This is a genomic window from uncultured Allofournierella sp., assembly GCA_944382705.1.
Lineage (GTDB): Bacteria > Bacillota > Clostridia > Oscillospirales > Ruminococcaceae > Allofournierella.
This window is the reverse complement of record CALWNE010000007.1, coordinates 1-18,909: the sequence shown is the minus strand read 5'-3', so window position 1 is coordinate 18,909 and position 18,909 is coordinate 1. Positions and strand designations below refer to the sequence as shown.

Genomic DNA, 18,909 nt, shown 5'->3' with positions numbered 1-18,909 from the left:
TTACCGCTCCTTTTTCATCATATCCACAAATTCATCAAACAGGTAGTCCGTATCCTTGGGGCCGCCGCAAGCTTCGGGATGGAACTGCACGGTAAAGCAGTCCATGTTGGTGTAGCGGATGCCCTCTACGGTACCGTCGTTGGCATTCACATGGCTCACCACACCCACCGAGGCATCCAGGCTTTCGCCCACCACAGCGTAGCCGTGGTTCTGGCTGGTGATGTAGGTACGGCCATGGGCCAGGTCCGTTACAGGCTGGTTTACGCCACGGTGACCGTATTTCAGCTTCTGGGTCTGTGCGCCCTGAGCCAGTGCCATCAGCTGGTGGCCCAGGCAGATGCCAAAGATGGGCAGGCCCAGCTGGGCAATCTCTTTCAGGTTGTGGATGATTTCCACATTCTCCGCCGGGTCGCCAGGGCCGTTGGACAGCATAATGCCGTCCAGGTTCATCTCCTTCAGCTGGCTGGCGGTGGTGGTGGCAGGTATCACAGTCACCTTGCAGTCACGGGCCACCAGGCTGCGCTCAATGTTATTCTTGCAGCCAAAGTCAAACAGGGCCACATGGTACTTGCCACCCTCGCCCAGTACGGTGGGCTCCTGGCAGGTTACGCTGGCCACAGCCTTGGTAACGGTGTAGCTGCGGATAGCCTCCATCAGCTCCTGGTCGGCCAGTGCTTCCTCGGCGCTGGCGTACTGGGTGGTGAGAGCGCCGTTCATAACACCGCTTTCACGGAGCAGGCGCACCAGGCTGCGGGTATCAATGCCAGCCAGACCAATAATGCCCTGTTCCTTCAGGTAGGCATCCAAAGTCTTTTTGCAGCGGAAGTTGCTGGGCGCATCGCACAGCTCCCGCACAATGTAGCCAAAAGCCCAGATCCGGTCGGACTCAGCGTCCTCCCCGTTGATGCCGTAGTTGCCCACCAGGGGGTAGCTCTGGGTAATAATCTGACCATAGTAGCTGGGGTCGGTCAGGGTTTCTTCGTAACCCACCATGCCAGTGTTGAATACAACTTCACCCACACGGGTACCCTCAGCACCAAAGTGCTGGCCTTCCAGTACGGTACCGTTGGCCAAAACCAATAATGTTTTCAATGGAACATCCCTCTCTCTCTAAAACCGTTGCTATGGGGGTGTTTTACAGGGTCTGCTTTGCCTGTTCCTTCATCTTGCGGCTGCCCAGATGCACCAGAGGCAGCTTGCCCTCAGCGCAGATGGGGCATTCCTCAGGCAGGTAGTTGGGCAGGTCCAGCTTGGCAGCGCTGGCCAGGATGGGAATGGGGCTGGGAGCCTCCTCCTTGGTGCGGTCTACCACGCACACGATGCCCAGGCACTCGCCGCCTGCTTCTTCGATGACACGCTTGGTCTCCAGGCTGGAGATACCGGTGGTTACAACATCCTCAGCAATGATGCACTTCTCGCCGGGGTTTATGGCAAAGCGCTTGAGGGTCATCACATTGTCCACACGCTCGGTAAAGATAGCACGCTTGCCCAGCTGGCGGCCCAGCTCGTAAGCGTACACAATGCCGCCCATGGCGGGGCCTACAATTACATCCACATCCAGGCCCAGAGCACGCACCTTATCGGCCACCTGCTCCATCACCTTGGCGCACTGAGCGGGATGCTGCTGCAGGTAAGCCATCTGGCAGTATGCGCTGGAATGGCGGCCGCTGCTCAGCAGAAAGTGACCTTCCAGAAAAGCTTCGCATTCCTTCAAAATCTCAATGGCGTTGTTCATGGTCGTTTCTCCTTTTTACATTCCTTGTTGTTCTATACAGCTTCCGGCCATTCGTTCTAAAATGCCGGTTATTACACCCGTGCACAGCCCCGGATTTCCTCCAGGCTGTTTACCCCGTGCCGCTCCATCCAGGCTGCAATTTCCTGGGTAATACGCTGGCAGGCAGTGGGGTCCATAAAGTTGGCAGTGCCCACCTGTACGGCAGTTGCACCAGCCATAATGAACTCCAGTGCATCCTCACCAGTGAGAATACCGCCCAGACCCACTACCGGCACATTGACCACGCCGCACACCTGGTATACCATACGCAGGGCAATGGGGCGAATGGCCGGGCCGGACAGGCCCGCAAACACATTGTTGAACACCGGACGGCGCTTTTCCAAATCAATGGCGCAAGCCTGGAAGGTATTCACCAGGCTCAGTGCGTCGGCACCTGCTTCCACGCAGGCAACCGCCATCTGGCAGATGTTCTCAGCCTGGGGGCTGAGCTTAACCACCAAAGGCTTTTTGCACACCGCACGCACCCGGCTTACCACCTCGCTTGCGCTGGCAGCCTGAATGCCGTAAGCAATGCCGCCCTGCTTCACATTGGGGCAGCTGATGTTCAGCTCCACAAAATCCACGGCGGTGTCATTCAGCAGCTGTGCACCCTGCTCGTAGTCCTCAATGCAGCCGCCGCCCAAGTTGGCCCAGATGGTGGTGCCCAGGGTCTCCATAACAGGCAGCTCATGGTCGATGAAATGCTGCACGCCGGGATTCTGCAATCCAATGGAGTTAATCAGGCCGCTGGGGGTTTCCAGCAGACGCTCGCCCTCGTTGCCGTACTTGGGCACCAGGGTAATGCCCTTGCTGGACACGCCGCCCAGCATCTTTAAATCCACAATGTTCTGGTATTCGGCGCCAAAGCCAAAGGTGCCGGAAGCACCAATCACCGGGCCTGCCAGTTCCTTGCCCAAAAAGGGCACCTTCAAACTTACCTGGCTCATTGTGCAAATACCTCCTGTGCGTCAAATACGGGGCCTTCCTTGCATACGCAGCGGCCGCCGGTGGTGGTGTGGCAGGTGCAGCCCAGGCAGGCGCCAATGCCGCAGGCCATTTTGCGCTCCAGGCTCACAATGCACTGCACGCCATGCTCCGCACACAGGGCAGCCACCGCCCGCATCATGGGTTCGGGGCCGCAGCAGAGCACCAGGTCATAGTCCTGGGGCTTCAGCAGCTGGGTTACCAGACCATGGAAACCAAAACGGCCGCTGTCGGTGGCCAGCTGTACCTTGCCGCACACGGCGTTCAGTTTTTCCAGGCCGTAGGGCTCATCCCTGAAACCACAGAAGTAGTCCGGGGTTACACCGGCCTGAACCAGTTCCAGTGCCAGCTGGTACAGGGGGGCAGTACCAATGCCGCCGCCCACCAGGGCCACACGCTTGCCCTGGGCAGCAGCCACATCAAACCCATTGCCGCTGGGGCCAACCAGCTGCAGGGTATCGCCAGCGTTCAGTGCTGCCAGCTTTTTGGTGCCGGTGCCCCGCACCTCGTACAAAAATTGCAGGGTGCCGGCGGTGGCGTCGTACCGGTGCACGCTGATGGGGCGGCTCAAAACGGGAGCCTGGTCTGCGGGCCAGCAGCGCAGCATAAAAAACTGGCCTGCCTTAGGGGCCTGATGCCGGTGGGGCCAGCCCACGGTCATCAGGCGGATGGTATCGTTCAGGGCCAGGTGCTCCAGCACCGTTACATCACAGCAGATCGCAGGCATGTTTGATGGCCTCCTTCATGGTTACACATTCGTTGTAAGCAGCTTCGCCCACCTGGGTGCCGGGCTGCTTTTTGTAAGCCAGCAGAATGCCGCGGCTGGAGTTTACAACACCGCCGTTGCCCTGGTTCAGGTACTGGGCAATATCCTGTGCAGTGCCGCCCTGTGCACCGTAACCGGGAATCAGGAAGAAGCTGTCTTTGTAGCGGGCACGAATCTCGGCAGCTTCCTCAATGTGGGTGCCGCCGATTACCAGGCCCAGGCTGGAGTAGCCGGTTTCGCCCATGCAGCTCTTGCCCATCTGGTTCAGCTTGTCGCCCACCATGTCGTATACATGACGGCCATCGGCCAGCTTTTCGTACTCAAAGTCCTTTGCGCCGGGGTTGGAGGTACGCACCAGCACAAACAGGCCCTTGCCCTGCTGCTCCACAAAGGGCATATAGGGCTGGATGGAGTCCAGACCCATGTAGGGAGCCAGAGTAATGTAGTCGGCCTCAAAGTCGCCGCTGAAGTGTGCCTTGGCGTACATCTCGGCGGTCTTGGCAATGTCGCCCCGCTTGATGTCGGCAATCACAGGGATACCGGCAGCCTTGATGTAATCCAGGGTCTTTTTGTAAGCCATCATGCCATCCAGGCCCAGGGTCTCGTAGTAAGCAATCTGTACCTTAAAGCAGCCAGCCACTTCCTTGGTGGCGTCCACGATGGTCTGGTTGAAGCGCAGGATATTTTCACCAGCGGTCAGTTCGGATTTTGCAAAACCTTCGGGCAGGTAAGAAAAATCGGTGTCCAGGCCTACGCATACAGGGCCCCGCTGGGCAACGGCGTGATACAGTTTATCCATGTTAGTCATTGTTTGGCTCTCCTTTTTATCTCAACATAATTGAACATTCGATTGATTTACCGCCGGTAGGTTACACGGCCGCCCCGGATGGTCATGTCCACCCTGCCGTACAGGGTAGCTCCATCAAAGGGGGTATTGCAGCACTTGGAGTGCATGGCGTTCTTGTCCACCACATAGGGGGTGTCCAGATCCACCAAGGTCAGGTCGGCATCAGCACCCACTCGGATGGCTCCCTTGTTATCCAGGCCCAGAATGGCCGCAGGGAACCGGCTCATCAAAGCTTCCAGGTAGTACAGCTCCAGCCCATTCTCCCGGCACAGCTTGGTGTAGCACACGCCAAAAGCGGTTTCCAGGCCAATCATGCCAGCAGCACCGGCTGCCTTTTCCTCTTGGGTATGGGGTGCGTGGTCGGTGGCGATGGCATCCACTGTGCCGTCCTGGATGGCGGCAATCAGGGCCTGTACATCCGCCTGGCTGCGGATGGGCGGGTTAACCCGATAATCCAAATCCGAAAACCACAGATGATGGGGGGTTACCTCACAGGTTACCGGCACGCCCCGGCGCTTGGCTGCTCCAATGGCGGCCACAGCCTCCTTGGTGCTCACATGGCACAGGTGCAGCCGTGCGCCGTAGTACTCGCACAGGTGCAGGTTGCGCACCGTTTCCAGATTTTCGGCCAGGCGATAATCCCACTTGGAGATTTCCATGTCCTCTGCATGGCTCATAAGTACCAGATTCCGCTGGGCGCAGATGGCAAACGCCTTGGCCATCACCTCGTTGTTCTGCACGCCCTTGCCGTCCTCGGTAATAAACCGCAGGTCCTCCGGCAGGGTCTTGAGATGGTCCAGGCTTTTTCCGTCAAAGCCCTCGGTGATGGAAACAGTCTGCAAGGCGCCGCACACGCCCAAACGCTCGGCCTCGTCCATTACCTGGTGTGCCTGCTGAGCGGTGGAGCACACCGGCTTGGTGTTGGGCATCAGGGTTACAAAGGTGTAGCCGCCTGCCGCTGCGGATGCGCTGCCGCTGGCAATATCCTCCTTGTACTCAAAACCGGGGGTGCGCCAGTGGCAATGCAGGTCGATGAAGCCGGGCAGCAGCGTGCGGCCTGCCGCATCAATCACCTCGTGACCATGAGCGGGCATATCCTGCAAAATGCCTGCAATCTTGCCTCCCTCAACCAGCACATCCACCTGGGTGCCGTCGCTGAGTTTTGCGTTTTTGATAAGCATAAGTCCTGCCTCCTTTTCTGAAAAAAACTCAAAAAAAATGACTCTCCCCAACGGGAAAAGTCAAACAATGAGCCCTTGTAAAAAAAGAATGGGAAACAGACCCGCCAGTGCGGGGATGGAGTTGCAAATGCTATGCTTCATCATGGGGGCCTGTCCTCCTGTTCCTGCAATTTCAACTTAAATCGTCTGATTGTACCACGGATTTTATCCTCTGTCAAGAGCCGTGTTCTGATATAGTACATCCCCCAGCCCTGGCAGCAAGCCGCCGGGCCGGGGGATGCAATGAAATTACAATCGATTTGCAACAGAACTGCGCACCAGCGCACGCTTGAGGCGAGCCTGAGCCAGCTCGATGTCATGGGCTGAAGCCTGGGCATCCTCCAGCACCTGGTGGGCTCGCTGGCTGGAACGCTCTGCCCGCTCCCGGTCAATGTCCTCCGCCCATTCAAAGGTGGTGGCCACCAGGCGCACCTGGCCCTGCCGTACCGTGAGCAAACCGCCAATGCAGGCAGCCCGGCGCACCGTGCCGTCGGCTGTGGTCACACGGGCCTCGCCCATGCCCAATGCGGTGATATAGTCGCAGTGGCGGGGCAGAATGCACACATCCCCCGCAATGGTGCGGCACAGCACACGCTGGGCCTGGCCATCGTACACAGCCCCCTCTGGGGTCACGATTTGCAGCGGGAAGGTACTCATACTGCGCCTCCCTGTTTTGCCTTTTCCACCACCTCGTCAATGGTGCCGGCAAACAGAAACGCAGATTCCGGCAGCTGGTCGTGGCGGCCTTCCAAAATTTCTTTAAAGCCTCGGATGGTCTCCTGCAGGGGCACATAGCGGCCTTCCATGCCGGTGAACTGCTCGGCCACGGTAAAGGGCTGGCTGAGGAAACGCTGAATCTTACGGGCCCGGCTTACGGTCACCTTGTCCTCCTCGCTCAACTCATCCATACCCATGATGGCAATGATGTCCTGCAATTCCTTGTAGCGCTGCAATACCTGCTGCACCTGACGGGCCACCTGGTAATGCTCCTGGCCCACTACTTCGGGAGACAGGATACGGCTGGTGGAATCCAGCGGGTCCACTGCAGGGTAGATGCCCAGCGACGCAATGTTACGGCTCAGAACCGTGGTTGCATCCAGGTGGGCAAAGGTGGTGGCCGGTGCCGGGTCGGTCAGGTCGTCGGCGGGCACATACACAGCCTGCACGCTGGTGATGGAACCGTGGGAGGTGGAGGTAATACGCTCCTGCAAAGCACCCATCTCGGTGGCCAGGGTGGGCTGGTAGCCTACGGCGCTGGGCATACGGCCCAGCAGAGCCGATACCTCGCTGCCTGCCTGGGTAAACCGGAAGATGTTGTCAATGAACAGCAGCACATCCTGATGCTGCTGATCCCGGAAGTATTCCGCCATGGTCAAACCACTCAGGGCAACCCGCATACGGGCTCCCGGCGGCTCGTTCATCTGACCATAGACAAGGGCGGTCTTGTTCAGAACGCCGCTCTCCTTCATTTCGTTGTACAGGTCGTTGCCTTCACGGGTGCGTTCACCTACACCGGTAAACACCGAAAGGCCGCCGTGCTGTTTTGCCACATTGTTAATCAGCTCCATAATCAGCACGGTTTTGCCCACGCCGGCGCCGCCAAACAGGCCGATTTTACCGCCCTTGGCGTAGGGGCACAGCAGGTCTACCACCTTAATGCCGGTTTCCAGAATTTCGGTGGTGTTCTGCTGCTCATCGTAGGCAGGGGCGTTGCGGTGGATGGGCCAGCGCTCCGCCGTCTGGGGGGCAGGCTGTTCGTCCACCGGCTCACCCAGCAGGTTAAAGATGCGGCCCAGGCACTCCTCGCCCACCGGCACGGTAATGGGGCGGCCGGTATCCACTGCACGGGTGCCGCGCACCAGACCATCGGTGCTGCTCATGGCAATGCAGCGGGCCACATTGTCGCCAATGTGCTGGGCCACTTCCACCACCAGCTTGTGCTCTCCTTCGCCCACTTCCACCGCATTCAGCAAATCCGGCAGCTGCCCTTCGGCAAATTGAATGTCCAGCACCGGGCCGATGACCTGGCTCACGGTGCCCACATGGTTTTTAGACATGGATGGTTCTCCTTTTATCAAGCTACACAGGGCCGGGTTATTCCTCGGCACCTGCCACGATTTCGGTGATTTCCTGAGTAATGGCCGCCTGTCGTGCCCGGTTGTAATGCAGGCTCAAATCCTCAATCATCTCCTGGGCATTCTTGCTGGCAGCATCCATGGTGGTACGGCGTGCGCCCAGCTCGCTGGCCACACTCTCGCACAATGCACCATACACCAGCCCTGCCAGATACTCCGGCACAATGGCGTTGTAGACGCTTTCGCAGTCCGGCTCATACAGGGTGAGGGAACGGGCTTTGCCGCCGGGCTGGGGCCGCTGCGCCTTTAGGGGCAGCAATTCCAGCACAGCAGGCTGCTGGCTGAGCATGGAAACAAAGTTGGTGTACACCAACCGCACCTGCCCAAACTCGCCGGCGCAAAAACCCTCGGCCAGCCGCCGGGCCACCGCAAAGCAGCCGCTCATCTGCATGGAGCCCGCCAGCTCGTATGCCTGGCTTACCAGCGGCTTGCCGGTGCGCTGGGCGTATTCCAGGGCCTTTTTGCCCACGGGCAGCAGGCAGATATCCCGTCCCTGGCTGTCCTCCTCCAGGCAGCGGAACACATTGGCATTGTAGCCGCCTGCAAGGCCACGGTCACCTGCAATCACCACATAGCACACCCGCTGGCTGGCGTTGGGCCGCAGGTAGGGAGAAGCCAGCTCCAGGTTGGAGGCGGAAATATCGCTCAGCGCCTGGTACAGCACCGAAAAATAGGGACGGCTCTGTTCCACCCGCTCCCTGGCTCTGCGCAGCTTGGAAGAAGCCACCAGTTCCATGGCTTTGGTGATCTGCATGGTACTTTCCACGCTTTTGATGCGCAGCTTGATGTCCTTCATGGATGCACCTGCCATCCTGTGCTCCCTCCTTTTACTGGTTCAAAAATTGTTTAGTATACTGGGTCAGGGCCTGCTTGAGGGCCTCCTCAGTCTCTGCATCCAGGGTTTTGGTGGTGCGCAAAGCCTCCAGAACCGGAGCAGCGCTGGCCTCCATATACCGGTACAAACCGCTCTCGTAGCGTTTTACCTGGTGGACCTCCACCTCATTCAGGTAGCCCTTGGTTACTGCATACAAAATGCACACCTGCTGCTCCATGGAAACAGGGCAGCCTGCATCCTGGCACAGCACCGCCACAATGCGCTCACCCAGTGCAAGGCGGGCCTTGGTGTCGGCGTCCAGGTCACTGCCAAACTGGGCAAAGCTCTGGAGCTCCCGGTACTGGCTGTAAACCAGCTTGAGGGTACCGGCTACCTTCTTCATGGCCTTGGTCTGGGCTGCACCGCCTACACGGCTTACCGAGATACCCGGGTTTACGGCGGGCATAATGCCGGAATGGAACAGCTCGCTCTCCAAAAAGATTTGTCCATCGGTGATGGAAATCACATTGGTGGGAATGTAAGCCGAAACATCGCCTGCCTGGGTTTCAATAATGGGCAGAGCGGTCAGGCTGCCGCCGCCCTGTGCTTCGGACAGACGGGCTGCACGCTCCAGCAAACGGCTGTGGAGATAGAATACATCGCCGGGGTAAGCTTCGCGTCCCGGCGGACGGCGAATCAGCAAGCTCAGGGCACGGTAGGCCACTGCGTGCTTGGAAAGATCGTCGTACACCACCAGTACATCCTTACCCTGGGCCATAAAGTATTCGCCCATGGCGCAGCCCGCATAGGGGGCAATGTACTGGAGGGGAGCCAGCTCGCTGGCGCCGGCACTCACCACGATGGTGTAGTCCATGGCCCCGTGCTGGGTCAGGGTGTTCACCAGATGGGCTACGGTGCTCTGCTTCTGGCCAATGGCCACATAGATGCAGATCACCCCGGTACCCTTCTGGTTCAGGATGGTATCGGTGGCGATGGTGGTTTTGCCGGTCTGGCGGTCACCAATAATCAGCTCACGCTGACCACGACCGATGGGAATCATGCTATCGATGGCCTTAATGCCGGTCTGCAAGGGCACGGAAACGCTCTTGCGCTGCAAAATGCCGGGAGCAGGGGCTTCGATAGGCCGCCACTCCTGGGCCTGAATAGGCCCGTTGCCATCAATGGGCTGGCCCATTGCGTTTACCACACGGCCAATGAGCTGCTCGCCCACCGGCACGCTCACCATCTTGCCGGTACGCTTTACCAGGCTGCCTTCCCGGATGCCCACATCCGTGCCCAGCATAACGATGGATACGGCGTTTTCTTCCAGGTTCTGTGCCATGCCGTACTGGCCGTTTTCAAACTCCACCAGCTCACCGCTCATGCAATGGTCCAGTCCGGTAGCCCGGGCGATGCCGTCACCCACCAGAATTACGGTGCCGGTTTCGCTTTGTTCAATGGCATTTTCGTAGTGTTTGATCTGGGCTTTAATTACCTTGGTCAATTCTTCCGGTTTAAACTGCATTGTTTCACCTTCTCACTCAAAACGAAGCAGGCTGGGCCAGCAAACTGCGCAGCTGGGCAAGCCGGGCCTGCACCGTGCCATCCAGCTGACGGCCATCCAAATCCAGCCGCACACCGCCCAGGCAGTCCTCCTCCACCCGGTTGGTCAGATACACGGTTTTGCCGGTCATCTGCTCCAGCTTTTGGGTCAAAGCCTGTTGCTGCTGCTGGGTCATGGGTACAGCGCTAACAGCCACTGCCCGCAAAATCCCCTGCTCCTGGTCATACAATCGGCGGTACTCCAGCCAGCAGCCATGCAGGCTGTCCACGGCTGCCGCCTGGGTCATTAACTTCAATACATTCAGCAGGTAGCCGTGTACCTGCTGGCCAAAGGCCTGCTGCACCAGCTCCATGCGCTCCTTTTTGGGCAGGCTGGGCAGGTTCAGCAGCCGGATGTAGGCCGGGTTTTCTGCCAGAACCTTATCAACGCCTTCCAGCTGCTCCAACAGCAGATGGGTCAGCCCTTCCTCGGCGGCCAGCTGATACAAAGCAGCGCCGTATGCCTTCGCCTGGCGGCTCATGAGGCATCCCCCACCTTTTCGATAAATTCGTCAATCAGCTGCTGGTGAACGCTGGCATCCAGCTCCTTTTCCACCACCTTGCCGGCGATTTCCACCGCCATGCCGCCGATTTCCTGTTTTGCACTGGTGAGTGCCTGAATCCGCTGGCGCTCAATCTCGCTGCTGGCCTGCTGCTTCATGCGCACGGCCTCCTGCCGGGCATTCTGCACAAGCTCCTGAGCCTGGGCCTGGGCGGTACGCTGGGCCTGCTCCACAATTTCCTGGGCACGGCGGTCTGCGCCAGCCAGCCGGCTTTCGCAGTCTGCCTTGGCCTGGTCTGCCTTCTGCTGGCTTTCACGGGCCTGCTCCAACAGCTGATTGCTCTGCTGCTGGCGCTGCTCAATCACCTTCTGCACCGGCACAAACAAAAAGTGCTTTACCAAAAGGGTCAAAATCAGCAGGTTGCCCAGCTGAAACACAAAGTCCCAGGGTGCCAGGCTCACCAAATCCTTAAACTGTTCCACGGTTTGCTCCCCCTTTCCGGGTTCCGGGCCGCTTACAGCATGCCAATGAACATACGGGGTGCTGCAAAGATCAGCAGCAGACCGGTTACAAAGCCGTAGATACCGGTGGTCTCGGCAATGGCACAGCCCAGCAGCATGGTGCTGGTTACATCGCCCTTGCACTCGGGCTGGCGGCCAATGGCAGCACAGGCCTGGCCAACTGCATAACCTTCACCGATACCAGGGCCCACACCAGAAATCAGAGCAAGACCTGCACCAATGGCACAACCGGCCAAAACAATCGCTTTATCCAACATAACTTAAATCCTCCTGCTAGTTGTTTTAATCAAAATGTTGTTCCCAGCCAGATCAGCCGGGAAGATTCAAACCAGCTGCAAAACGCCGCCAGTGTTGGCAAAAGAAAGGTCAGGCTTCGTCTGCCTGGGCTGCATTTGCAATATACAGCATGGTAAGCATACAAAAGATGAACGCCTGCATAAAGCTGCCGAACAAATCAAAGTAGACGGACAGCACCGCCGGGATACCCAGCTGAAACAGCGGAATCTGGCTCAGAACATCGCCCAGCACGCCGGGCAGCAACCCGAACACCGCCTGGCTCAGCACCGAAAGGCCTGCATACAGCAGTGTGCTGATTACACTGCCGGACACAATATTGCCAAAATGACGGAACGCCATGGAAATGGGGGTTGCCAGTTCGCTGATGATGTTAAAGGGTGTAAACACGGGAATGGGGGTGGTAAATCCCTTGAGATAACCGCCCACACCGTTGGTTTTGATTTTGGTGTAGGTAATCATGCAGAACACCAGCACCGCCCAGGACAGCTCGGTGGAAAGATCCGCCGTAGCCGGAAAGGCTCCCACCAGGCTGGTAAGGCTGCAAAAAGCCGAAAGGCTGAACAGTGCGCCAATAAACGGCGCAAAATGGCGGTAGTGCTCACCCATGTTGGTGTTCACAAAATTTTGGCAGGTAGTTACCAAAAGCTCCGCCACCGCCTGGCGTTTGCCAATGTTTTCTACCTTCAGGCCACGGGTCAGCCAGATGCACAGGCCGGTAATAATGGCCATCACCACCCAGGCGTTCACCAGGCTGGCACTGATGGGTATCCCCCCAAAGATAGGTATGGTGCCATAAATTTGAGCACCATTGATGCTGATTTCCATGGTAGGTTCCTTCCCCCTTTTTGAATGAAATTGTTTTGCAAAATCCAGGTTGTTACTGCTGCGGGGTATCTTCCCTCTGCTGGGCTTTATAGTGCCCGGTAAGCTGCATCAGGGCAATGGTCACACGGGGCATCAGCAGCGGAATCAGGGCTGCTACCCAGTTCAGCGCCGGCACCGAAATGGCCACAATCAGCCACACCACCAGCAGCAGCATCCGCACATTGTACGAAAACTGCATCCATTTGCGGCCCCGCTCCTCATCTTCACCCTGGGCCACCTTTTGGACAGTAAGGCCCAGCAAAAAGAAGTTCAGCACCGCCAAAATGCCGCCCAGCACACCGCTGAACACCACCCAAAGGCTAAGTTTATGCAGCAAAGCAAACACAGCCAGCATAAGAACCACACCCACAGCGGTGCCCTCTGCAATGTGCAGGGTCTCCTGTTTTACAGCAGGCGAAAGCTTCATTCTTGTTTTCTCTCCTTTCGTTTTTTCATGTGTGCCGGTTAAAGGCAGTGGGCGCCTGTGCCTGCTCCTTGCGGGCCCGGCGCTGCATCATCTGCCAAAAACCCAGGGCCGAAGCGGCCGAAGCCCCCAGCCCCACTAGCAGGGCAATTACCATGCCCCAGGCGGGTGCCTGCCAGTGTTCCACCATCCAGTTCCAGCCCAGTGCACACAAAATAGGCGGCGCCGTCAGCGATATTCCCAGCTGGGTAAGCCAGGCTGCATTCTGCAAGGTTTTCATCCAATGTGTCATTTCAAAACCCCTTTCCCGGCAGCAAAGCTCTGATTTATGGCACTGTATTTTAAAACATTTTGATTTTATTATAACAAATCACCCTGCCCTGCGCAAGCGACGCAACAACAATATATTGTGGTATTTGCACAATATACCCCCCGCAAAACCACACTATATTTATTTACCTATTTATAATACCCCCGGAGGATTTCTATTTGCAGAATTTTCAACTGAATTTATCGTCAACCTGTAACAAAATCCTTGTTTTTTATCCCTTCTTGTTAAATCCTGTGTTATGTGCTATACTTTTAGGGTATCTGTGCCATGTTCAGGCTTGGCGCAGTCTGCTTGTAACAAATCGAGGTTCAGGTGTCGGGTGCGCTGCACCCGGTGAAAAGGGAAACGGGTGCAACACCCGTGCGGGACCGCCGCCGTAAGGGGGAAGCGCCCGGCCAGATGCCACTGCACTGCCATGTGTGGGAAGGCGGCCGCTGCGCAATCGTACCCCAAGCCGGAAGACCTGCCTAACCTTGTATGCCGGTCTTTCATCGGCACCCCTGGCAGCGGACGGACCAAACGCAGCAAGGGCACACCCACACACTGAGGCCATTTTCAGGCATTCGGTGCTGTTTTTGTGGGCGTTTGCTCTTTGCGTATTGCTGTTTTGTCCGGCCGGGCAAAGCAGTTTTTTTATGTCCAAAACGGGTTTCCCGTTTGGTATAAACGCAGAATTTTTATTGTAAGGAGTATTGTTTTTTATGAAAAAAGTAGTTTCTTTTCTGCTGAGTCTGACCTTGGCGTTCAGTCTTGCAGCCTGTTCTTCCCCCGCTTCTGGCAGCACTTCTGCTGGCGATTCCTCCTCTGCTTCCGCCAGCGTTTCCAGCTCTTCCCAGCAGGATGCTGTTCAGGCCAAGCCCACCACCGACCGCAGCGGTGCTTCCATCACCCTGCCGGATTCTGTAGGCACCATCATCTCCATGGCTCCCTCCATCACCCAGACCCTGCTGGACCTGGGCTGTGGTGACGCCATCATTGCCACCGATGTTCACAGTGCCAAGCTGGAGGGTGTAACCGAAGGTCTGCCCGCTTTTGAGATGATGACCCCCGATGCCGAGCAGATGGCCGCCCTCAACCCCGATGTAGTATTTGTATCCTCCATCAGCTCTCGTGACGGCACCAATCCCTTCCAGCCCCTCATCGACCTGGGCATCAGCGTTGTATGCATTCCCACCAGCGCTACCATCGACGATATTTACGAGGATATTTCCTTTATTGGCCAAGTAATGGGCCGCACCCAGGAGGCTGACGCTGTGAATGCCAACCTGCGCAGCCAGCTGGAAGAAATTGCTCAGCTGGCCGCCAGCGTACCCGAAAAGAAAACCGTATACTTTGAAATCTCTCCCGCTCCCTACGCTTACAGCACTGGCACCGGCACCTACCTGGACGAGATGATTCAGCTGGTAGGCGGCATTAACATCCTGGCCACTGCCGACGGTGAAGGCGGCTGGATGAGCGTTGACCCCGAGATTGTTGTGGACGCAAACCCCGATGTAATCTTCACCAATGTTCCCGGTGAGGGCGTTGTGGACGAAATCAAGAACCGTGACGGTTGGAATGAGGTAACTGCTGTAAAGAACGGCGATATCTACCTGATCGACAACAACGCATCCTCTCTGCCCAACGAGAACATCGTCATTGCTCTGTGGGAGATGGGCCAGGCTCTCTACCCTGATGTGTTCGTGAAGTAATGAGCAAACAAACTTGTAAACTGATGCTGCTGGGGCTTATTGCCCTGGCAGCTCTTGTTATTGGTATCGGTATTGGCAGCGTGGCAGTGGCTCCCGACCAGCTGATTGCGGTACTCTGCAACAAACTGTGGGGCACTCCGCTGCCTCAGGAAATGCCTGCTGTGCTCCCTGGCCTTGTGTGGAACATCCGCCTGCCCCGGGTGCTGCTGGCCTTTTTCGTGGGAGCAGCCCTTTCTGTGAGCGGTACCGTGATGCAGTCCCTGCTGCAAAATCCGCTGGCCTCCTCTTACGGTCTGGGTGTATCCGCTGGTGCCGGTCTGGCCGTGGCCGTCTGCATGGTGGTGGGCCTTACCGAAAGCACCACCTCCTCCTGGTTTCTTCTCCCGCTGATCTGCCTGGCTGCCGGTCTTGGCACCATGGTGCTGGTTCTCAGCATCTCCCAAAGTGTGGACCAGGGTTTTTCCAACCAAACCATTGTGCTCATTGGTATGGTGATATCGCTGTTTCTTTCTGCCCTTATGTCCACCCTGGCAAATGCTGCGCCGGAGTATACCCAGCGTATTATGTCCTGGCAGCTGGGCAGCTTTTCCATGAAAACCTGGGCCCAGCTGGCCCCAGTGGTTCCCATTACGGTGGCCTGCTGTCTGGTTTTGTGGCGTTATTCCCACGAACTGGACCTGCTCAGCTTTGGCGACCATCAAGCCGCTGCTCTGGGGCTGGAACACCGGCGCATTAAATGGCTGTCGGTGGTGCTGGTTGCCATGCTTACCGGCACCGCTGTGGCCTTTGTGGGCATCATCGGCTTTGTGGATTTGGTGGTGCCTCACATTGTGCGAAGGCTGTTTGGGCCGGCGCATCGCTTCCTAATTCCCGGATGTGCCCTGTTTGGCGGAGCCTTTATGGTTCTTTGCGACCTTGCCGCAAGAACGCTGATTTCTCCCTCCGAAATTCCCATTGGTTCCATCACCGCCCTGCTGGGCGCTCCATTCTTTTTGTATATCTATTTTGCCAGCCGAAAGAAGGTGTAATGCCCGTGTCCAATCCCCTGTTTCAAGCCAATCACATTACCTGCGGGTATGGCACCCAGCCGGTGGTGCAGGATGTTTCCTTTTCCGTCCAGCCCGGTGAAATGCTGTGCATTCTGGGTTCAAACGGTTGCGGCAAAAGCACCTTGCTGAAAGCGGCGGCGGGTTTGTTGCCCTGCTCTGGGCAGGTTCTGGCCCTGGGCCAGGATTTCTTATCCCTGGAGCGTCGGCAGGCTGCCCGTACCCTTGCCTTCCTCAGCCAGCAAAGCAGCCCTGCCTTCGGTTATACCGTGGAGCAAACCGTTGCCATGGGCCGGTACGCACACCGCCCCAAGGGGCTTTTTCAGGGCCAAACCGCCCAGGACGCCGCTCTGGTAAAGCAGGCACTGGAGCAAACCGGTCTGTGGGAACTGCGTCACCGCACCATCACACAGCTTTCCGGCGGCCAGCTTCAGCGGGTATTTCTGGCCCGTGTTTTTGCCCAGGACCCCCGCATCATTCTTTTGGATGAACCCACAAACCACCTGGATTTAAAATACCAGCTGGATTTAATGCAGCATCTGCGCCGCTGGCTGGAGGGCCCGGACCGCTGTGTGGTGGGTGTACTCCACGATTTGAATTTAGCCCTGCATTTTGCCGATTCTCTGCTGCTGATGGAACAAGGAAAGGCACTTTGCCAAAGCCCCGTTCAGCAGCTGGATTTAACCCTGCTCAACCAGGTTTACGGAATGGATGTACACAATTATATGCAAACCGTAAGCCAGCGATGGAGGTAACGCCCATGTCTGCCCTGTACAGAAGCCCTTACGAGGCTTATCCCTTTTTATCCGATGACACAAACGACCTGCGCTGTGATTTTGAGCTGCTTACCGATGAACTGGCAAGCCGTACCGGGTTGCTCCACTCCCTGATTCCCGGCAGCCCTTATCAAGAATCTTTGCTGCGTGTGTGTGAACTGATTTACCACGCCAACCCCACTCTGCGCACCCGCTTTACCATCACCTCCCAGGAGATGGACTGGTTTGTTCACCTCACCCATCAGCTTGAGCAGCAGGCCGCAGGCCGCTGCCGCCGGTTTGTTCTTACTCAGGGCTGTACTGCCGCTTGCGAAGCCCACATTCTCCGGGTACAAAGCAAAAGCCTTGTGCGCCTTTTGTACCGCCATGCCCAGCAGGGCCATTCGGTTCCCAATGAATTGATGGACTTTGCAAATCTCCTTTCCGGATTTTTCTTTGCCCTGGCCCTCGTCCTGAACCAGGAAAGCGGCACGCCAGAAATCGAGTATACCAGTCGAAACTATTAATCTGCTGGGCAGTCACTCTCACACCCTGGATTTTGGGCTTGGTGGAGTTTCTATAACCTTTCCCAAAACTAGCCAGTGTAGAAGCCCCACCTTGCTTTGCCAGCCAGTGCACAGCTTCCAGGTACCCCAGAGAGTTTGATTGCGCATTGCACTCCCGGCAAAATGTGCAGGTGTTTTCCCCTTTGGGCCATCCCCTTGTTATAGGGTTTGGCCTATTTTCTTTCCTCTCTTACACCGAAACACTATTTTAGCCGTTTTAAATTCTAACTCCCCGCTGCCAAAGTGCCAAAGGCAGCGGGGAGTTTTTTTCATTCTTCCCCCACAAGAAACCACTCAGCCCCTTTGCAAAGGCTCTGTGGCCCTTTGTGAGGTTTTTTAATGCCAATAGACTCCTACCCTTAGAATGCTGGTTCATTCGTAATACAGGCTATTTTTAAGGGCTGTATGCCTATGGTCTATGCTCCTGTAAAAATCCTGGAGAGTTTGCAAGCAAGAATCCCGCTGTAAAAATCAATAACCCACCTCGTCTTGGCCGCAACTTTATGGGTAAGCAGCGAAGACCTTGTGTTCCTTTCCATTCAGTGATTCAATTCTTTAAACAAATCAATTTTATCTTTTAAATCATAAAGTGAATCTCTACTTTGCTCCCAAAAAATTCTTGCTTGTTCCTGATAGCTTAGCGTTCCCTCCCTGTAATATAGGTATAACATCCTCTGTGCTGTGATTCTTATTTCAGCGGCGTTCTATTCATTTTTGAGCTGTCACAAAATTCAACTGCCATAAATCCTGCCGGATTTTCTAATTGATTGTCACCCAGCAAGCAGTCCCAGATGTGAAAAAAACCTAAGCATATCAAACTTCTCTTTCCCTTCAGTTACCTCCACCTTTATTGATTTCTTCATTGCCTTTATTATTTTCTCAGCCATTACATTTTCTAGCCCTAGCACAGGAAATATCTTTTTCTGTCTGACTGTTGCATTGTTTCTGAAGTTTTCAAAACAGCAACCGCAAATCCCTGCATGTTTGCATCATCGGCACAAGTCTTTTTTCATCCGCCCAACCATTGCATGGTTTTCTTCATATAAAAAAGCGAACACCAAATGGGTGTTCGCTTTCATTAATCCACTTTTAAGGGTAGATTCAGCTAGTTTTGCATCGCTTCTACTGCTTCGATTTTTCATCAAATCTGGCAGCTTTCCTTTCCTCGATAACCTTGATAGATTCTGGAAACGCATCAATGTTTTCATCTGAGCTGAAAGTGTTTATTATTTAATCTTGGTTTTGCAAAACCATTACAGCTACAGCTCAGCCGCTTCTGGTCTCAGCATCTGAGCCGCTGTCCCGGTTGCAGCGTGTCGCACCCACTTCGCACACACAGTGTGCTCCCATTGCTCTGCGCTGCTGCCCAGTCCGCTCCAGTTCGCTGTATCCGCCACTGGCGGCGCTCACCTTCAGGGCACCCAGAATCCGTTGAATCACCCAAAATCCGCATCAGTTTTCTTATAAAAAGTCTGAATCTTTCAAAATCATAGCGGCAAAGAAAAAAGAGCACCCGATTGGGTGCTCTTTCGTGGTGCACTTCCAGGGACTCGAACCCTGGGCCCGCTGATTAAGAGTCAGCTGCTCTACCAACTGAGCTAGAAGTGCTTATTAGAAAGAGAAAAGCCGGCACCTACCTATTTTCCCAGGTCGTTTCCAACCAAGTATTTTCGGCACAACAGAGCTTAACTACTGTGTTCGGAATGGGAACAGGTGGGACCTCTGCGTCATCGGCACCGGCCGTTGTACATGAAAGCTTTCTTGCTTTC

At 56.1% G+C, this 18,909-nt stretch carries 21 protein-coding genes, 1 tRNA gene, 1 rRNA gene and 1 riboswitch; of the genes, 4 read left to right on the top strand and 19 right to left on the bottom strand.

Translation table 11 applies throughout. The annotated features are described in order from the left end of the window. From ACH2EM_RS00675 to ACH2EM_RS00600, 16 genes are all read right to left on the bottom strand, one after another. Positions 1-1,092 carry a carbamoyl phosphate synthase small subunit gene (locus ACH2EM_RS00675; protein ID WP_395150102.1) on the bottom strand — a complete coding sequence of 364 codons (1,092 nt, stop codon included), beginning with the start codon at positions 1,090-1,092 and terminating at the stop codon, positions 1-3. A gap of 43 nt (positions 1,093-1,135) precedes the next feature. Further along, on the bottom strand, positions 1,136-1,735 hold the full coding sequence (gene pyrE, locus ACH2EM_RS00670; RefSeq protein ID WP_395150100.1) for an orotate phosphoribosyltransferase: 600 nt from the start codon (positions 1,733-1,735) through the stop codon (positions 1,136-1,138). 71 nt (positions 1,736-1,806) lie between these two features. Beyond that, positions 1,807-2,721 (bottom strand): dihydroorotate dehydrogenase, encoded by a 915-nt coding sequence (locus ACH2EM_RS00665; RefSeq protein WP_395150099.1) that lies wholly within the window; start codon positions 2,719-2,721, stop codon positions 1,807-1,809. Further along, complete coding sequence (locus tag ACH2EM_RS00660; protein WP_395150098.1) at positions 2,718-3,485, bottom strand: dihydroorotate dehydrogenase electron transfer subunit; 768 nt, start codon at positions 3,483-3,485, stop codon at positions 2,718-2,720. The genes ACH2EM_RS00665 and ACH2EM_RS00660 overlap by 4 nt, the downstream gene beginning before the upstream one ends. Continuing rightward, complete coding sequence (gene pyrF / locus ACH2EM_RS00655) at positions 3,466-4,332, bottom strand: orotidine-5'-phosphate decarboxylase (protein WP_395150097.1); 867 nt, start codon at positions 4,330-4,332, stop codon at positions 3,466-3,468. The genes ACH2EM_RS00660 and pyrF overlap by 20 nt, the downstream gene beginning before the upstream one ends. A 47-nt stretch (positions 4,333-4,379) precedes the next feature. Then, positions 4,380-5,552 carry a dihydroorotase family protein gene (locus ACH2EM_RS00650; protein WP_395150096.1) on the bottom strand — a complete coding sequence of 391 codons (1,173 nt, stop codon included), beginning with the start codon at positions 5,550-5,552 and terminating at the stop codon, positions 4,380-4,382. A 288-nt stretch (positions 5,553-5,840) separates the two neighbouring features. After that, positions 5,841-6,248 (bottom strand): ATP synthase F1 subunit epsilon, encoded by a 408-nt coding sequence (gene atpC, locus ACH2EM_RS00645; protein WP_395150095.1) that lies wholly within the window; start codon positions 6,246-6,248, stop codon positions 5,841-5,843. Continuing rightward, positions 6,245-7,648 carry a F0F1 ATP synthase subunit beta gene (gene atpD, locus ACH2EM_RS00640; RefSeq protein WP_395150094.1) on the bottom strand — a complete coding sequence of 468 codons (1,404 nt, stop codon included), beginning with the start codon at positions 7,646-7,648 and terminating at the stop codon, positions 6,245-6,247. The genes atpC and atpD overlap by 4 nt, the downstream gene beginning before the upstream one ends. A 37-nt stretch (positions 7,649-7,685) precedes the next feature. Beyond that, the gene (gene atpG / locus ACH2EM_RS00635) at positions 7,686-8,537 is read right to left on the bottom strand and encodes an ATP synthase F1 subunit gamma (RefSeq protein WP_395150093.1); all 852 of its coding nucleotides are present in this window, start codon (positions 8,535-8,537) and stop codon (positions 7,686-7,688) included. 16 nt (positions 8,538-8,553) lie between these two features. Continuing rightward, entirely contained in the window at positions 8,554-10,065 is a 1,512-nt protein-coding gene (gene atpA, locus ACH2EM_RS00630; protein WP_395150092.1) for a F0F1 ATP synthase subunit alpha, read from the bottom strand. 16 nt (positions 10,066-10,081) lie between these two features. Beyond that, positions 10,082-10,624, bottom strand: a complete 543-nt coding sequence (gene atpH / locus ACH2EM_RS00625) for an ATP synthase F1 subunit delta (protein WP_395150091.1) — start codon at positions 10,622-10,624, stop codon at positions 10,082-10,084. Further along, a complete protein-coding gene (atpF, locus tag ACH2EM_RS00620; protein ID WP_395150090.1) occupies positions 10,621-11,127 on the bottom strand; it encodes a F0F1 ATP synthase subunit B in 507 nt (168 codons plus the stop codon). Before atpF ends, atpH begins: the two co-directional genes overlap by 4 nt. A gap of 32 nt (positions 11,128-11,159) precedes the next feature. Further along, positions 11,160-11,423 carry an ATP synthase F0 subunit C gene (atpE, locus tag ACH2EM_RS00615; RefSeq protein ID WP_395150089.1) on the bottom strand — a complete coding sequence of 88 codons (264 nt, stop codon included), beginning with the start codon at positions 11,421-11,423 and terminating at the stop codon, positions 11,160-11,162. A gap of 109 nt (positions 11,424-11,532) precedes the next feature. After that, positions 11,533-12,288, bottom strand: coding sequence for a F0F1 ATP synthase subunit A (locus ACH2EM_RS00610; protein ID WP_395150088.1), 756 nt, complete (start codon positions 12,286-12,288; stop codon positions 11,533-11,535). Between the two features lie 52 nt (positions 12,289-12,340). Further along, a complete protein-coding gene (locus ACH2EM_RS00605; protein WP_395150087.1) occupies positions 12,341-12,754 on the bottom strand; it encodes an ATP synthase subunit I in 414 nt (137 codons plus the stop codon). A 25-nt stretch (positions 12,755-12,779) separates the two neighbouring features. Then, entirely contained in the window at positions 12,780-13,043 is a 264-nt protein-coding gene (locus ACH2EM_RS00600; protein WP_395150086.1) for an AtpZ/AtpI family protein, read from the bottom strand. 332 nt (positions 13,044-13,375) lie between these two features. Beyond that, positions 13,376-13,568: riboswitch (cobalamin riboswitch) on the top strand. A 215-nt stretch (positions 13,569-13,783) separates the two neighbouring features. On the opposite strand from ACH2EM_RS00600, the gene ACH2EM_RS00595 reads away from it, so the two are divergent. From ACH2EM_RS00595 to ACH2EM_RS00580, 4 genes are read left to right on the top strand one after another with little or no spacing between them, the layout of a single operon-like run. Further along, on the top strand, positions 13,784-14,773 hold the full coding sequence (locus ACH2EM_RS00595; protein WP_395150085.1) for an ABC transporter substrate-binding protein: 990 nt from the start codon (positions 13,784-13,786) through the stop codon (positions 14,771-14,773). Next, positions 14,773-15,801 (top strand): FecCD family ABC transporter permease, encoded by a 1,029-nt coding sequence (locus tag ACH2EM_RS00590; protein WP_395150084.1) that lies wholly within the window; start codon positions 14,773-14,775, stop codon positions 15,799-15,801. The genes ACH2EM_RS00595 and ACH2EM_RS00590 overlap by 1 nt, the downstream gene beginning before the upstream one ends. 5 nt (positions 15,802-15,806) lie before the next feature. Continuing rightward, positions 15,807-16,574 carry an ABC transporter ATP-binding protein gene (locus tag ACH2EM_RS00585; RefSeq protein WP_395150083.1) on the top strand — a complete coding sequence of 256 codons (768 nt, stop codon included), beginning with the start codon at positions 15,807-15,809 and terminating at the stop codon, positions 16,572-16,574. A 5-nt stretch (positions 16,575-16,579) separates the two neighbouring features. Next, entirely contained in the window at positions 16,580-17,101 is a 522-nt protein-coding gene (locus tag ACH2EM_RS00580; protein ID WP_395150082.1) for an ATP:cob(I)alamin adenosyltransferase, read from the top strand. Between the two features lie 1,305 nt (positions 17,102-18,406). On the opposite strand, the gene ACH2EM_RS00575 is transcribed toward ACH2EM_RS00580, so the two are convergent. From ACH2EM_RS00575 to rrf, 3 genes are all read right to left on the bottom strand, one after another. After that, positions 18,407-18,580 (bottom strand): hypothetical protein, encoded by a 174-nt coding sequence (locus ACH2EM_RS00575; RefSeq protein WP_395150081.1) that lies wholly within the window; start codon positions 18,578-18,580, stop codon positions 18,407-18,409. A 92-nt stretch (positions 18,581-18,672) separates the two neighbouring features. Next, positions 18,673-18,748: transfer RNA gene (locus ACH2EM_RS00570), tRNA-Lys, on the bottom strand. Positions 18,749-18,764: 16 nt separating this feature from the next. Then, a 5S ribosomal RNA gene (gene rrf / locus ACH2EM_RS00565) occupies positions 18,765-18,881 on the bottom strand. Positions 18,882-18,909: the final 28 nt, after the last annotated feature.

Excerpts from the sequence above, each read along its gene's own strand:
- pyrF (WP_395150097.1), bottom strand. The coding sequence starts at position 4,332 with ATGACTAACATGGATAAACTGTATCACGCCGTTGCCCAGCGGGGCCCT.
- ACH2EM_RS00580 (WP_395150082.1), top strand. The coding sequence starts at position 16,580 with ATGTCTGCCCTGTACAGAAGCCCTTACGAGGCTTATCCCTTTTTATCC.
- atpD (WP_395150094.1), bottom strand. The coding sequence starts at position 7,648 with ATGTCTAAAAACCATGTGGGCACCGTGAGCCAGGTCATCGGCCCGGTG.
- atpG (WP_395150093.1), bottom strand. The coding sequence starts at position 8,537 with ATGGCAGGTGCATCCATGAAGGACATCAAGCTGCGCATCAAAAGCGTG.
- ACH2EM_RS00650 (WP_395150096.1), bottom strand. The coding sequence starts at position 5,552 with ATGCTTATCAAAAACGCAAAACTCAGCGACGGCACCCAGGTGGATGTG.
- ACH2EM_RS00600 (WP_395150086.1), bottom strand. The coding sequence starts at position 13,043 with ATGACACATTGGATGAAAACCTTGCAGAATGCAGCCTGGCTTACCCAG.
- ACH2EM_RS00605 (WP_395150087.1), bottom strand. The coding sequence starts at position 12,754 with ATGAAGCTTTCGCCTGCTGTAAAACAGGAGACCCTGCACATTGCAGAG.
- ACH2EM_RS00610 (WP_395150088.1), bottom strand. The coding sequence starts at position 12,288 with ATGGAAATCAGCATCAATGGTGCTCAAATTTATGGCACCATACCTATC.
- atpE (WP_395150089.1), bottom strand. The coding sequence starts at position 11,423 with ATGTTGGATAAAGCGATTGTTTTGGCCGGTTGTGCCATTGGTGCAGGT.
- pyrE (WP_395150100.1), bottom strand. The coding sequence starts at position 1,735 with ATGAACAACGCCATTGAGATTTTGAAGGAATGCGAAGCTTTTCTGGAA.
- ACH2EM_RS00590 (WP_395150084.1), top strand. The coding sequence starts at position 14,773 with ATGAGCAAACAAACTTGTAAACTGATGCTGCTGGGGCTTATTGCCCTG.
- atpA (WP_395150092.1), bottom strand. The coding sequence starts at position 10,065 with ATGCAGTTTAAACCGGAAGAATTGACCAAGGTAATTAAAGCCCAGATC.
- ACH2EM_RS00595 (WP_395150085.1), top strand. The coding sequence starts at position 13,784 with ATGAAAAAAGTAGTTTCTTTTCTGCTGAGTCTGACCTTGGCGTTCAGT.
- ACH2EM_RS00660 (WP_395150098.1), bottom strand. The coding sequence starts at position 3,485 with ATGCCTGCGATCTGCTGTGATGTAACGGTGCTGGAGCACCTGGCCCTG.
- ACH2EM_RS00665 (WP_395150099.1), bottom strand. The coding sequence starts at position 2,721 with ATGAGCCAGGTAAGTTTGAAGGTGCCCTTTTTGGGCAAGGAACTGGCA.
- atpH (WP_395150091.1), bottom strand. The coding sequence starts at position 10,624 with ATGAGCCGCCAGGCGAAGGCATACGGCGCTGCTTTGTATCAGCTGGCC.
- atpC (WP_395150095.1), bottom strand. The coding sequence starts at position 6,248 with ATGAGTACCTTCCCGCTGCAAATCGTGACCCCAGAGGGGGCTGTGTAC.